A 13,583-nucleotide genomic window follows, 5' to 3' on the forward strand; every position below is an offset into this window, starting at 1 on the left:
AGGAAATAGGGGAAGCGGCTTGGATATCATCCTTCTCGGGCCTCCGGGGGCAGGCAAGGGCACGCAGGCGCAGCGCCTGGAGCAGCGCCACGGCATGCGGCAGCTGTCCACCGGCGACATGCTGCGCGGCGCGGTGCGCGCCGGTACGCCGGTGGGCATCAAGGCGAAGGCGGTCATGGATCGCGGGGAGCTGGTCTCGGACGAGATCGTTTCCGAGCTGATCGATGCCGAACTGACCGCGATGGGCGACGATGTCGGCGCGATCTTCGACGGCTATCCGCGCACGGCCGCGCAGGCGAGCGCGCTCGACGAGATCCTCGCCCGGCACGGCCGCTCGCTGGACCACGTGATCGAGCTGGTCGTGGACGAGGACGCGCTGGTCGAACGGATCACCGGCCGCTTCACGTGCGCCAATTGCGGCGCGGGCTATCACGATTCGTTCAAGCAGCCGGCGAAGCCCGGCGTGTGCGACGAATGCGGCGCGACCGAGTTCAAGCGCCGGCCCGACGACAACGAGGAAACGGTCCGCACGCGCATGGTCGAATATCGCGCCAAGACCGCGCCGATCCTGCCGATCTACGAAGAACGCGGCATCGTCAGCCGGGTGGACGGGATGCAGGCGATCGACGAAGTCACCGGGAATATCGACGCCGTCCTGGCATAGCGATGCGCCCGGGCTTTGCCTCGTGCGTCCGGTTGTGGAATAGCTGCCGGCGCGAGGGAGGATTACCGATGGCGATGCGCTCCACCACCACACCCCGGGCGGCCCGCGCCGCCGGCACCCGTGGCCTTGCCGCTATGCTGGCTGCCGCGGCGCTGGCCCAGGCCGGCCCCGCCGCGGCGGAAGTGGTCGAGGCGGGCGAGGGGACCTTCGTCACCCGCCATGTCCGCGTGGTCGAAGCGAGCCCGCGCGAAGCGTGGATGGCGCTGATTTCCCCGGCGCGCTGGTGGAGCGACGGCCACACCTGGTCGGGCGATGCCGCCAACCTGACCCTCACGCCCCAGGCGGGCGGCTGTTTCTGCGAACGCATCCCCGAAGTCGATACCGCCGAGACGGTCGGCCTTGCCGGCAGCGTCCGGCACATGGAAGTGATCTATGCCGCGCCCGACAGCGCGCTGCGGATGCGCGGCGCGCTGGGCCCGTTGCAGAGCGAGGCCGTGACCGGCGTGCTGACGATCGCCTTCGACGCGCAGGAAGACGGGACGGCCGTGACCTTCGAATATGTCGTCGGTGGCTACATGCGGTATGAAACCGCGAAAATCGCGGCCGCGGTGGACGCCGTGATCGCCCAGCAGCTCGACGGTCTGGCCACGCTGCTCGGCCCCGCCGACTCCCCGGCGGCTCCTGAACAGCCGGCGGAACAGCCCGAAGAAGCGGGCGCCGCCGGCGAAGAGGGCGAAGAGGCCGCGCCAGATGCGGACGAGGGGGCAGGCGCGGGCGCGGGCGAGGGCGCGCGCGAGGCGCCTGCGCGCGAAAGCGTCGAGCAGGCTTTCGAGGACTTGTCGGACGGCTGACCCGCCGGTGCGCCCGCGGGGCGTGGTAAACGCGGCCGAAGCCTTTTGACCGCAGGGCAAAGCTGATATACGCTGACCTTGCAGCCAGCCCCTCACCGCCCGCATCGGGCGGTGTGACGGTATGCGCGCGCATGGCTGTTGACGCGCGAGGAGAATCGCCCTAAGCGCGCTCTTCATTCGGCATTTGCGGGGTAGTTCGAGAGGCGGCAGCATGAAACGCGCGCCATTCGGACTTTTTGCCATTTCCGGCATTCGTCTTTCGCCGATGAACGATAGCGTTGAGATAGGGGAGGCCGAGTGCTCGCGTGGCGAGCCGGCCGGTCGGCCCCTGTGGAGCATGGAGAAGTAAGTGGCTCGTATTGCCGGGGTAAACATCCCCACCAACAAGCGCGTGATCATCGCGCTCACCTACATTCACGGTATCGGCCGCACCACGGCCGTGCAGATTGCCGACAAGCTCGGCATCGATCATTCCCGCCGCGTTCAGGACCTGAGCGACGCGGAGATCCTGCAGATCCGCGAGACGATCGACTCCGACTACCAGGTCGAGGGCGATCTTCGCCGCAACACCGCGATGAACATCAAGCGCCTGATGGACCTGCGTTCGTATCGTGGCCTGCGCCACCGCGCCGGCCTGCCCGTCCGCGGGCAGCGCACGCACACCAACGCCCGCACCCGCAAGGGCAAGGCGAAGCCCATCGCGGGCAAGAAGAAGTAAGCGAACGCTTTTCGCAAGGCTTCGCTTTCAGTCACTTCTTTTAAGAACAGGATACCGAACCAATGGCACGCGAACCCGGCCGGATCAGGCGGCGCGACAAGAAGAACATCTCGAGCGGCGTCGCGCACATCAACGCCAGCTTCAACAACACCATGATCACCATCACCGATGCGCAGGGCAATGCGATCAGCTGGTCCAGTGCCGGCATGATGGGCTTCAAGGGTAGCCGCAAGTCGACGCCCTATGCCGCCCAGGTCGCTGCCGACGATGCCGGCAAGAAGGCGGCGGAACACGGCGTGCGCACGCTGGAAGTCGAAGTGAAGGGCCCGGGGTCGGGGCGCGAGAGCGCGCTGCGCGGTCTCGCCGCGGTCGGCTTCACGATCACCTCGATCCGCGACGTTACCCCGATCCCGCACAACGGGGTGAGGCCGTCGAAGCGCCGCCGCGTCTGATCCGTACCTGCCCGGCGGCCTGGCGTTCGACGCGAGGCCGCCGACCCTGACGGACCGGACGCGCCCACCAGCGCAGCCGGTCCCGCCCGTATTAGAACCCTAGGGGAAATCCATGGCCGTCAACACCAAGAACTGGCAGGAACTCAAGAAGCCCAACAGCCTCGAAATTAAGGCCGTAGGCGACAAATCGCGCAAGGCCACCTTCGTCGCGGAACCCCTCGAACGCGGCTTCGGCCTGACGCTCGGCAACGCGCTGCGTCGCGTGCTTCTCTCCAGCCTCCAGGGCGCGGCGATCACCTCGATCAAGATCGAGAACGTGCTGCACGAGTTCTCCTCGCTGGCCGGCGTGCGCGAGGACGTGACCGACATCGTGCTCAACGTCAAGCAGATCGCGCTCAAGATGGAAGGCGAAGGCCCCAAGCGGCTCCAGCTGAACAAGACCGGCCCCGGCGAAGTGACCGCCGGCGACATCGCCGTTTCGGGCGATATCGAGGTGATGAACAAGGATCTCGTGATCTGTCATCTCGACGAGGGCGCGAACCTGAGCATGGAACTCACCGCCGACACCGGCAAGGGCTATGTCCCCGCGGTCCAGAACCGTCCGGCCGATGCGCCGATCGGCCTGATCCCGGTCGACTCGCTCTATTCGCCCGTGCGCCAGGTCAGCTACAAGGTCGAGGCGGCCCGCGTCGGCCAGGAACTCGATTTCGACAAGCTGAACCTCACGGTCGAAACCGACGGCACCGTCACCCCCGAAGACGCCGTGGCCTATGCCGCGCGCATCCTGCAGGACCAGCTGACGCTGTTCGTCCACTTCGAGGAAGGCATTCCGCAGCCGAGCTCGGCCATGATCGGCCAGGCCGCGCAGCCGGAAGAAAGCGACGCCAACCAGCTCAACCGCTACCTGCTCAAGAAGGTGGACGAGCTGGAGCTGTCGGTCCGCAGCGCCAATTGCCTGAAGAACGACAACATCATCTACATCGGCGACCTGGTCCAGAAGACCGAGGCCGAGATGCTCCGCACGCCGAACTTTGGCCGCAAGTCGCTGAACGAGATCAAGGAAGTGCTCTCGTCGATGGGTCTGCGCCTCGGCATGGACATCCCGGGCTGGCCGCCTGAGAACATCGAGGAAATGGCCAAGAAGCTCGAACAGGAACTTCTGGGCTGATACGGGTTCCGGCGGCGCGCCCCCCATGACGGGAAAGCGCCGCCAGCACTGGGCTACCTCGCACGGGCCCTTTTCGAACGAAGGAATATATCGAGATGCGTCACAAGATTTCCGGCCGCAAGCTGCAGCGCAAGACCGGCCACCGCAAGGCCCTGTTCCGCAACATGGCCACCGCGCTGATCAAGCACGAGCAGATCCTGACCACGGCTCCCAAGGCCAAGGAACTGCGCCCCTACGTCGAAAAGCTGATCACGCTGGCCAAGCGCGGCGGGCTCAGCAACCGCCGCCTGGCGATGAGCCGCCTGGGCGACGAGACGCAGCTGAAGAAGCTGTTCGACGTCCTGGCCGAGCGTTACGCCGATCGCGACGGGGGCTACACCCGCGTGATCAAGGCCGGCTATCGCGACAGCGACGCGGCGCAGATGGCGGTGATCGAGCTGGTCGACCGCGACGTTGAGGCGAAGGGCCAGGACTCGGGTCCGATCACGAGCGACGAAGACACTTTCGAGGACGCGTAAGCGCACCTCGACGAAGGGTAGCGAAGGGCCGCGGGGGAAACCTCGCGGCCCTTTTGCCTTGGGGCATTTGCCCGCGCGGCGCATCGTGGCACAAGGCAGCGCATGATCCGCCATGTCATCGCCGCAGCCGCGCTCCTCGCGCCCGTTTCCGCCGTCGCGCAAAGCCAGCAGGACGCGCTCGACGCCCGCTACGACCGCGCGCTGGCCGCCGGGTACAAGGCGCTGTTCCTGTGCAGCGCGATCGCCAACGCCGAACGCGCCGGCGCCACGCGCACCCCCGAGAGCGTGATGGCCTGGGAGCTTGCCGGCATTCAGGCGCCGCTGGATACGATCGTGCCCGAACTGCCGTTCGAGATCGTGCGGGACCGGGGGGACGGGCAGGTCCGCCACGTCAGGGTCGATTGGGCCGACGACATGCCCCCGCGCATTGCCGACCACGATTCGCTGCGCGGTTGCCACCTGCTCCCGATCGGCGGCGGGCTGCCGCCGATCGATGCGCTGCGCGCGACCGAAGCCGGCCCGTCCGCACCGGTCGTCGCCCCGCGGGACGCGGCGCTGGCAGCGGTGATGGAGGCGGGCTTCTCGCCGCTCTACGGCGACGGCACGCGCACGACCGCGGTGCTGGTGCGCCGCGACGGCGAAACCTTGGGCGAGGTCTACGCCGAAGGGTTCGGGCCCGACGTGCCGCAGCGCACCTGGTCGGTCGCCAAGAGCATCGCGGCCACGCTGGTCGGGGCCGCCGTCCATCGCGGAGAGGCGGATACGGCGCAGCGGGCGGGGCTGGGGCATTCGCCGTCCGACGGGCGATCCCGGATCACGATAGACCACCTGCTGCGCATGGCTTCGGGCCGCTATTCCGACACCGCGGGCAACCGCACCGATCCGCTCTATTTCGGCGGCGCGACGGTGGACGAACGCGCCGGGGCCTGGCCGCTGGTCCACCCGCCCGGCACCGTCTATCGCTATGCCAACAACGACACGCTGATGGCGATCGAGGCGATCGCGGACACGTTCGAACGGCACCCGCCCGACGCGTTCTTCGCCCGTGTCGGCATGGTGGACACCGTGGCGGAGCGCGACTGGCAGGGAAATTACATCCTTTCCAGCCAGGTCTGGTCCACCGCGCGCGATCTTTCGCTGCTCGGCCAGCTCTATCTCGACGACGGTGTGCTCCCCGGCGGCGAGCGCGTCCTGCCCGAAGGCTGGAGCGATTACGTCGCCCGCCCCAGCGGCCCACAGCCCGAGGGGCCCTTCGGCTATGGGGCGGGGTTCTGGCTGTTCAACGCCAGCGAAGGCGTGCCAGCCGATACTTATGCGGCGATGGGCAACCGGGGGCAGTTCGTGGTCGTGGTGCCGAGCCGCGAGGTCGTCATCGTTCGCCGCGGCGAGGATCCGCCCGGCAGCGGCTTCGACATCGCCGCCTTCACCCGCGACGTGCTTGCCGCGCTGGACAACTGATCCCTCCCGGATTGCAAAGCGCCGCGCGCCGGTTACATCTGCAACCAGTGACAAGGCCCTTCGGGAGATGACAATGCGCCTCCGTTCCGCCGCCCTCGCGGCATCCGCTCTCGCGCTGGCATTCGCCGCGCCGCTTTCCGCCCAAGAGGTAACTTTGCCCGACTATCCCGAAACCCGCGCCGACGAGGTCGTCGAAACGCTGTTCGGCGAGGAGATCGCCGATCCCTATCGTTGGCTGGAGGCCGACGTTCGCAACGACGCGCAGGTCGCCGCCTGGGTGAAGGAGCAGAGCGAGTTCACCGATGCCTACCTGAAGGCGCTGCCGGCCAACGACTGGTTCAAGGAACGGATCGGCGCGCTGCTCGATTACGAGCGCTTCGGCATCCCGCAGAAGGCGGGCCAGTACTATTTCTACACCCGCAACACGGGCCTGCAGAACCAGAGCCCGCTCTACGTCCGCCACGGGCTGGAGGCGGAACCGCGCCTGCTGATCGATCCCAATACCTGGGCCGACGACGGCGCGACCGCGCTGGCCGGGTGGGAACCGTCCGAAAACGGCAAGCTGCTGGCCTATGCCGTGCAGGACGGGGGGACCGACTGGCGCATCATCCGCGTGCTCGACGTCGAGACGGGCGAGCCGCTGGAGGACGAGATTCGCTGGGCCAAGTTCACCGGCATCTCGTGGCTGGGCAACAAGGGGTTCTTCTATTCGCGCTTCCCCGAGCCGGAGGAAGGCCAGGATTTCCAGGCGCTCAATTACAACCAGGCGGTCTGGTATCACGAACTGGGCACGCCGCAGTCGCAGGACCGGATGGTCTTCGCCACCCCCGACCATCCCGAGCGCGGCCATGGCCTCGGCGTGTCGGACGACGGGCGCTGGGGCTTCGTGATCAGTTCGCTGGGCACCGATGCGAAATACGAAGTCCACGTGATCGACTTTGCCGATGAAGGCGGCGAGTGGAAGGCGCGCCCGCTGGTCACCGGGTTCGAGAACGCGTGGAACCCGATCGACACGATCGGCACGCGCGCCTTCTTCGTCACCAACAAGGATGCGCCGCGCTATCGCATCGTCACGACCGACCTTTCCGCCGCCACGCCCGAATGGACGACGATCGTGCCCGAAAGCGAACAGCCGATCGACGGCGCCTCGATCGTCGGCGACAAGCTGATCGTCACTTACCTGAAGGACGCGACGACGCGGGCCGCGGTGTTCGACCTGCAGGGCAATCCGCTCGACGATATCGAACTGGGCGAACTGGGCACGGCGGGCGGCTTCGGCGGCAAGCCGGGCGACCCGGAAACCTTCTATACCTTCACCAGCTTCAACCGGCCCGGCACGATCTATCGCCTCGACGTCGATAGCGGCGAAACGAGCACCTTCGCCGCGCCCGAACTGACGTTCGATCCCGATCGCTTCGTCACCGAGCAGCAGTTCTACACCTCGAAGGACGGCACGCGGGTTCCGATGTTCATCGTCCGGCGCAAGGACGTGACCGGCCCGGCGCCGACGCTGCTCTACGGCTATGGCGGGTTCGACATCTCGCTCACGCCCGGCTTTTCCGCCTCGCGCATGGCCTGGCTCCAGGCTGGCGGCGTGTTCGCGCTCGCGAACATTCGCGGCGGCGGCGAATATGGCAAGGCGTGGCACGATGCCGGCCGCCTCGCCAACAAGCAGAACGTGTTCGACGACTTCATCGCCGCGGGCGAATACCTGAAGGCCAATGGCTACACGAGCGAGGACGGGCTGGCGATCCAGGGCGGATCGAACGGCGGCCTGCTGGTCGGCGCAGTGGTCAACCAGCGTCCCGACCTGTTCGATGCCGCCAACGCCGCGGTGGGCGTGATGGACATGCTGCGCTTCGACCGCTGGACCGCGGGGCGCTACTGGGTGGACGATTACGGCTATCCGTCGAAGGAGAACGATTTCCGCGTCCTGCGCGCCTATTCGCCCTATCACAACATCCGGTCCGGCGAGGATTACCCGGCGATCCTGGTGACCACCGCCGATACCGACGACCGGGTCGTGCCCGGGCACAGCTTCAAGTACGCGGCCGCGCTCCAGGCGGCAGACCTCGGCGACAAGCCGCACCTGATCCGGATCGAGACGCGCGCCGGCCACGGAAGCGGCAAGCCGACCGACAAGGCGATCGAGGAAGGGGCCGACGTCCTCGGTTTCCTCGCATACTGGACGGGGCTGACCGTGCCGGAAAGCCCGGCCGAGGACTGACGGGATCGCGTGGTGGGCGGCCGAATGCCGGGGCGATGCCCCGCGCCCGGCCGCCCTTTTCACAGCCCGTTCATATTGGGTGGGCGTTTTCTGAACACCCGCTGTCACGCCAATTCAGCGTCGTCTCACGGCCCATGTCCTAGAAGGGCCCTCGTAGCCCGGAGCAGTCCCGTTCCGGCCAGCGAGGAAGAGAGCCATGAAGACCGTAAGCAAAGCCCTGGTCGGGACCGTCGCGGCAGGCGCGATGGCGATGACATCCGCCACTCCCGCACTGGCGCGGGACCACGACGACGGGATCGATGCCGGCGACGTTATCGCCGGCGCCGTGATCATCGGGGGCATTGCCGCCCTGGCCGGCGCGTTCGACCGCGACGACCGGCGCTATCGCGACCGGCGCGGCCATCGCTACGGCGCGCGCGGCGCGGTCGAACGCTGCGTCAGGGCGGTGGAGCGCGATGCGCGCCGCTCCGGCTATCGCATGGCCAATGTGACCGAGATCCGCGATGTCGATGGCAGGCGCGGGAACCTGCGGGTTCGCGGCCGCCTGGTCGTCGATGGCCGTTACGACCGCTATGACCGGTATGGCTACGGTCGCTACGATCGCCGCGGCTATGGCCGCTACGACCGCAACCGCGGGTACGATCGCGGCAAGTTCACCTGCCGCATCAGCCGCGGCCGCGTTTACGACATCGATTACAGCGGGATCCGCGGACTTCGCTGAGGCGGGCGTCCGCCGCCCGGCCAGTTCACCGGCCACCGAGCGGCGGTTCAGCATGGCGACATGCTGGGCCGCCCATTCCCGCGCCGTCCCCGGCGGCCCCGATGCCGGCCCCAACGCTGACATTGCGGTGCCTGCCGCATCACTTTACGGGTATTGAGACTATGGTTCGTCACGCAAGAACAGCCCCCGTCCTCGCCGGCCTCGCCGCGCTGTCGATGGCCGCGAGCCCCGCAGCCGCAGCCGACCTTGTCGCGGCAGCAGCGCCCGCTCACGCCGGCCCTGCTCAAGCCGGCGCCTGGGGCGGTGCCGACGTCGCGGCCGAGCACTCGCGCTGGCGCCATCGCGACCGGCGCTGGCACCGCCATCGCGATCGCGGGATCGATGCCGGCGACGTGATCGCCGGCGTCCTGATCCTGGGCGGCATTGCCGCGGTCGCGAGCGCGATGGACAACGACACGCCCGATCGGCGCGCCGATTACCGGCCCCCGCGGGACGATTATCGCAATGGCGGGCTCGACCGCGCGGCGCAGATGTGCGTCGCCCGGATCGAACGCGACGTCCGCGTCGCCTCGGTCGATGCCGTGGACCGCACCGCGCGCGGCTGGCGCGTCGAAGGCGCGCTCTACGATGGCGAGCGCTTTACCTGCCACATCGGCAACGACGGGCGGATCGACGATATCGACTTCGGCCGCGGCGGGGTGACCTATCGCACCCAGGCCCGCGACGGGCAGTGGAGCGATGCGACTTACGCCGCGGCGTGGAGCAATGTCGATCGCGGCACTGCGACGGTGCCCGCGGCTCCGGCGGCGCAGCCCGCCTATCCCGGCGGCCCGCTGCCGGGCGGGCCGGGCTATCCCGAAGGTGAATACGACCACGGCGGCTGACGCGCCGCGTGGCGGGCAGGCTCAGTCGGGCTTGTCCGCCCGCCGCCGTGCGCGCTCGCGATAGCTGGGAAGGGCCAGTTCCCACCGGATCGCCGCGCCGCGCAGGGCGAACCCGGCAATCCACGCCGCCCCCCAGATCCAGGCGAGCGGAAGCCCCGCCACGCTGCCGACCACGGTGATCCCGGCGGAAAGCGCAGCGGCGGTGACGTAGAGCTCGGGGCGCATGATGATCGAGGGCACGCCCGCGATCACGTCGCGCACGACGCCGCCGGCGCACCCGGTCACCACGCCCAGCACGGCGGCGGGCAGGGGCTCGACCCCGAAGGCGAGGGCCTTGGCCGCGCCGAGCACCGCGAAAGCGGCAAGGCCCGCCGCGTCGGCCCATTCGAGCAGGCTCCCCTCCCACCAACGCCGCGGCGTGAACCATGCCACCAGCGCGGTGCCGAAGACGACCAGCGCCACCCACGGATCGCGCAGCCAGAAGGCGGGCGCGCCGATCAGCATGTCGCGCAGCGATCCGCCGCCGACCCCGGTGACGAGCGCGAAGAAGGCCATCGTGACGAAGGTCTGCCGCAGCCGCGCGGCGAGCAGGGCCCCGGTAAGCGCGAAGATCGCGGTTCCGGCAAGGTCGAGAACCGGGGGCAGGGCGGGGGCGGCGGTGAACATGACCGGGCGCCCCTAGCCGCCTTTGCCCGGCAAGGGAACGGCCCGGGTCGTGCAGCGCGCGCAGTCGCGGTCGGAGGTGTGGTCCGGCTCGGCGGCGGGGCAGGGGCGCGGGGCGCGCACCGATCAGCCGTGGAGAACGTCGCCGATGGCCCGGGCCGCGGCGATGCAGCCGAGATCGTGCCAGCGCGGCCCGACCACCTGCATCCCGCAGGGCAGGCCCTGGCTCTCGCCCACCGGCAGCACGGTCGAAGGCAGGTTGGGGAATGTCGCCAGGCCGGCCCATGCGAGCGCCGCGCCGGCATCTTCCTCGCGCCCGTTGATCGCCAGCTTGCCGTCGAACACGCGCCCCTCGCCATGCGGCAGGGCGAGTACCGGGGCCGGGGGTGCGAGGACGAAGTCGTAGACCTCGAACAGGGCCCGCCAGGCCTCTTCGCAGCGCGCCTGCGCGTCGAGCAGGTCGAACCAGTCGCTCGCGCTCGCGCGCTTGCCGTCGGGTCCGGGCATCCCGCGGGCGAGCGCGATGTTGAGCATCTTCATGTAGCTGCGCTGCTGCGCGGCGAGATCGGGCAGGAGATCGCTCGACCGCGCGACCTGGACGCCCGCGCCCTCGAGCGCGTCGGCTGCCGCCTCGACCGGGCCGCGGACCGCGTCGTCCACCGGGCTGCCCGGATAGTCGGCGACCAGCAGCATCCTGCACCCGGCGAGCGGGCGTACCTGTTCGGGCAGGGGCATCGTGGCCGTGAGGCGCAGCAGCAGCGCCAGATCCTCGGCATTGCGGGCGATCGGGCCGGCCACGCCCAGCGCCACCTCGGCCCGCGCGTCCTGGCCCAGCATCGGGTGCGCGTGGCCGCGCATCGGCACCAGGCCCCAGCTCGCCTTGTGGCCCCAGACCCCGCAGAAATGCGCCGGAACGCGGATCGAGCCGCCGATGTCGGAGCCGTATTCGCACGGCACCATGCCGCTCGCCACGGCCGCCGCCGCCCCGCCCGACGATCCGCCCGGGGTGCGCGCGGTATCGTGCGGGTTGCGCGTGCGGCCATAGACCGGGTTGCGCGATTGCCAGTCGGCAAGGTCGGGCGGCACGTTGGTCTTGCCCAGGAAGATCGCGCCCGCCGCCTTGAGCCGTTCGACCACGAAGGAATCGCGCCGGGCGATATTGTCGGCGAAGCGTTCGTGCCCCCAGCAGGTGGGCAGGCCGGCAATGTCGAAACTTTCCTTGATCGTCATCGGCACGCCGAACAGCGGACGATCGTCGCCCGGCACCTGCCCGTCGAGCGCCTCGGCAGCGGTGCGCGCGCGTTCGAAATCGCACACGACCACCGCGTCGATCGGCATGTCGCGATCCTCGATCCGCGCGATCGCCGCCTCCACCGCCTCGCGCGGGGAGAGCTCGCCGGCCCGGATCTGCGCCGCGAGCGCGATCGCCCCCGGCTGGTCGGTCAGTCTGGGTATCGCCATGGCCGCTCCTGTTGCGCCGCCCGTTGTAACGGGCGGCGTGCAGCGGTCAAATGTGGATCGGCTTGCCCGTCACCGCCATCGCGGCCTCCTTGACCGCTTCCGAATGGGTCGGGTGGGCATGGCAGGTATAGGCGATGTCCTCGCTCGTCGCGCCGAATTCCATCGCCTGCGCGGCCTGGGCGATCATCGTGCCCGCCACGCTGGCGATGCACCACACGCCCAGAACGCGGTCGGTTTCCGCGTCGGCGACGACTTTGACGAACCCGTCGGGCTCGTGGTTGGTCTTGGCGCGGCTGTTGGCCATCATCGGGAACTTGCCGACCTTGACCTCGCCGCGTTCCTTCGCCTGCTCCTCCGTCAGGCCGACGCCTGCGATCTCGGGCCAGGTATAGACGACGCTGGGGATCACGTCGTGGTTCACGATCCCCGTCTGGCCGGCGATGTTCTCGGCCACGGCGATCCCTTCGTCCTCCGCCTTGTGCGCCAGCATCGGCCCGGGGATGACGTCGCCGATGGCCCAGACGCCGTCGACCGCCGTGCGGAACGCGTGATCGGTTTCCACCTGGCCGCGCTCGTTCGTCTCGAGCCCGATCGCATCGAGGCCCAGCCCCTCGGTATTGGGGCGCCGGCCGATCGCGACCAGGACGCAGTCGGCCTCGATCGTTTCCGCGTCGCCGCCCTGCGACGGCTCGACCGTCAGCGTGGCCTTCTTGCCCTTCACCTCGCACCCGGTGACCTTGTGCGAGAGCTTGAGCTCCATCCCCTGCTTCTTGAAGATCTTGCCCGCTTCCTTGCGCACGTCGCCGTCCATGCCGGGCAGGAGCTGATCGAGGAACTCGACCACGGTGACGTCCGCGCCGAGCCTGCGCCAGACGGAGCCGAGCTCCAGCCCGATCACACCGCCGCCGATCACGACCATCTTCTTCGGCACCTTGGGCAGCTCCAGCGCGCCGGTGCTGTCCACAACCACGCCCTTGGCATTGTCCACCTCGACGCCGGGCAGGGGGGTGACCGACGAGCCGGTCGCGATCACGACGTTCTTCGCCGTCACCGTCTCTTCGCCGATCGTCACGGTATGCGCGTCCTTGAACGTCGCGTGGCCGTTCTTCCAGTCGATCTTGTTCTTCTTGAACAGGAAGGCGACGCCCTTGGTCAGCCCCTCGACCGCGTCGCGGCGCTGGCCATGCATCTTGTCGAGATCGAGCCTGGGCGAAACCTCGATCCCCATGTCGCTCATCGCCCCGCCGGCAGCCGCCTCGAAGTACTCGGAGGCGTGGAGCATCGCCTTGGACGGGATGCAGCCGACGTTGAGGCACGTGCCGCCCAGCGTGTCGCGGCTTTCGGCGCATGCGGTCTTCAGCCCCAGCTGCGCGGCGCGGATCGCGGCGACATAGCCACCCGGGCCGGCACCGATGACGAGGACGTCGTAGTCGTATTCAGCCATATGAGGTCTCGTTCTTCCTGAAGCTGTCTATCGCGGCGACGTTCTTCGCGCTCGCGGTGGTGAAGGTAATGAAGTGGGCGAAGCGCCTGCCGTCTGCGCTGCCGCTGGCCGCGCCGGTCTTGCCGTGCGTGGCGACGCGATCGACCTGGATCGCCCGCGGCTTGTCGGCAATGGCCGCCCTGATCGCCGGCGCCCCGGTCACCCGGTCGCCCGCAGGCAGGGCCCAGACCGTGTCGTCGTCCAGCAGCCCGCCGCTCCAGGGGCCACCCTCCAGCGCAATTGCAAGGTCCTCGACGGCCTTGTTCTTGGGGGAGTTGCCACAATCGGCGGAGCGGGTCAGCTGGGTCATGACAA

At 68.8% G+C, this 13,583-nt stretch carries 14 protein-coding genes; 10 read left to right on the plus strand and 4 right to left on the minus strand.

The features are described from left to right. The first annotated feature begins 19 nt into the window (after positions 1-19). From GRI72_RS03385 to GRI72_RS03430, 10 genes are all read left to right on the plus strand, one after another. The gene (locus GRI72_RS03385) at positions 20-664 is read left to right on the plus strand and encodes an adenylate kinase (protein ID WP_160732500.1); all 645 of its coding nucleotides are present in this window, start codon (positions 20-22) and stop codon (positions 662-664) included. 68 nt (positions 665-732) lie between these two features. Then, positions 733-1,515: an SRPBCC family protein gene (locus GRI72_RS03390; protein WP_237486700.1), complete on the plus strand. Its 783-nt coding sequence runs from the start codon at positions 733-735 to the stop codon at positions 1,513-1,515. 349 nt (positions 1,516-1,864) lie between these two features. Next, entirely contained in the window at positions 1,865-2,233 is a 369-nt protein-coding gene (rpsM, locus tag GRI72_RS03395; protein WP_160732501.1) for a 30S ribosomal protein S13, read from the plus strand. A 62-nt stretch (positions 2,234-2,295) separates the two neighbouring features. After that, positions 2,296-2,685, plus strand: coding sequence for a 30S ribosomal protein S11 (gene rpsK / locus GRI72_RS03400; RefSeq protein ID WP_047805755.1), 390 nt, complete (start codon positions 2,296-2,298; stop codon positions 2,683-2,685). Between the two features lie 112 nt (positions 2,686-2,797). Next, positions 2,798-3,853 (plus strand): DNA-directed RNA polymerase subunit alpha, encoded by a 1,056-nt coding sequence (locus GRI72_RS03405; protein ID WP_160732502.1) that lies wholly within the window; start codon positions 2,798-2,800, stop codon positions 3,851-3,853. Between the two features lie 95 nt (positions 3,854-3,948). Further along, positions 3,949-4,371, plus strand: coding sequence for a 50S ribosomal protein L17 (rplQ, locus tag GRI72_RS03410; RefSeq protein ID WP_160732503.1), 423 nt, complete (start codon positions 3,949-3,951; stop codon positions 4,369-4,371). Between the two features lie 102 nt (positions 4,372-4,473). After that, on the plus strand, positions 4,474-5,829 hold the full coding sequence (locus GRI72_RS03415) for a serine hydrolase domain-containing protein (RefSeq protein WP_160732504.1): 1,356 nt from the start codon (positions 4,474-4,476) through the stop codon (positions 5,827-5,829). A gap of 67 nt (positions 5,830-5,896) precedes the next feature. Next, a complete protein-coding gene (locus GRI72_RS03420; RefSeq protein ID WP_237486702.1) occupies positions 5,897-8,056 on the plus strand; it encodes a prolyl oligopeptidase family serine peptidase in 2,160 nt (719 codons plus the stop codon). Positions 8,057-8,252: 196 nt separating this feature from the next. Then, positions 8,253-8,777: a hypothetical protein gene (locus tag GRI72_RS03425; protein WP_160732505.1), complete on the plus strand. Its 525-nt coding sequence runs from the start codon at positions 8,253-8,255 to the stop codon at positions 8,775-8,777. 161 nt (positions 8,778-8,938) lie between these two features. Then, positions 8,939-9,661 carry a hypothetical protein gene (locus tag GRI72_RS03430; RefSeq protein ID WP_160732506.1) on the plus strand — a complete coding sequence of 241 codons (723 nt, stop codon included), beginning with the start codon at positions 8,939-8,941 and terminating at the stop codon, positions 9,659-9,661. A gap of 21 nt (positions 9,662-9,682) precedes the next feature. Here GRI72_RS03430 and GRI72_RS03435 read toward each other — a convergent pair whose 3' ends face one another. The 4 genes from GRI72_RS03435 to GRI72_RS03450 all read right to left on the minus strand — a co-directional run bounded on the left by GRI72_RS03435 (position 9,683) and on the right by GRI72_RS03450 (position 13,578). Beyond that, a complete protein-coding gene (locus GRI72_RS03435; RefSeq protein ID WP_160732507.1) occupies positions 9,683-10,327 on the minus strand; it encodes a trimeric intracellular cation channel family protein in 645 nt (214 codons plus the stop codon). A gap of 123 nt (positions 10,328-10,450) precedes the next feature. Further along, a complete protein-coding gene (locus tag GRI72_RS03440; RefSeq protein ID WP_160732508.1) occupies positions 10,451-11,785 on the minus strand; it encodes an amidase family protein in 1,335 nt (444 codons plus the stop codon). Between the two features lie 46 nt (positions 11,786-11,831). After that, entirely contained in the window at positions 11,832-13,229 is a 1,398-nt protein-coding gene (gene lpdA, locus GRI72_RS03445) for a dihydrolipoyl dehydrogenase (protein WP_160732509.1), read from the minus strand. Then, positions 13,222-13,578 (minus strand): hypothetical protein, encoded by a 357-nt coding sequence (locus GRI72_RS03450; RefSeq protein ID WP_160732510.1) that lies wholly within the window; start codon positions 13,576-13,578, stop codon positions 13,222-13,224. Before GRI72_RS03450 ends, lpdA begins: the two co-directional genes overlap by 8 nt. Between the last annotated feature and the right edge of the window lie 5 nt (positions 13,579-13,583).

This window comes from Pelagerythrobacter marinus, from assembly GCF_009827515.1.
Taxonomy (GTDB): domain Bacteria; phylum Pseudomonadota; class Alphaproteobacteria; order Sphingomonadales; family Sphingomonadaceae; genus Pelagerythrobacter; species Pelagerythrobacter marinus.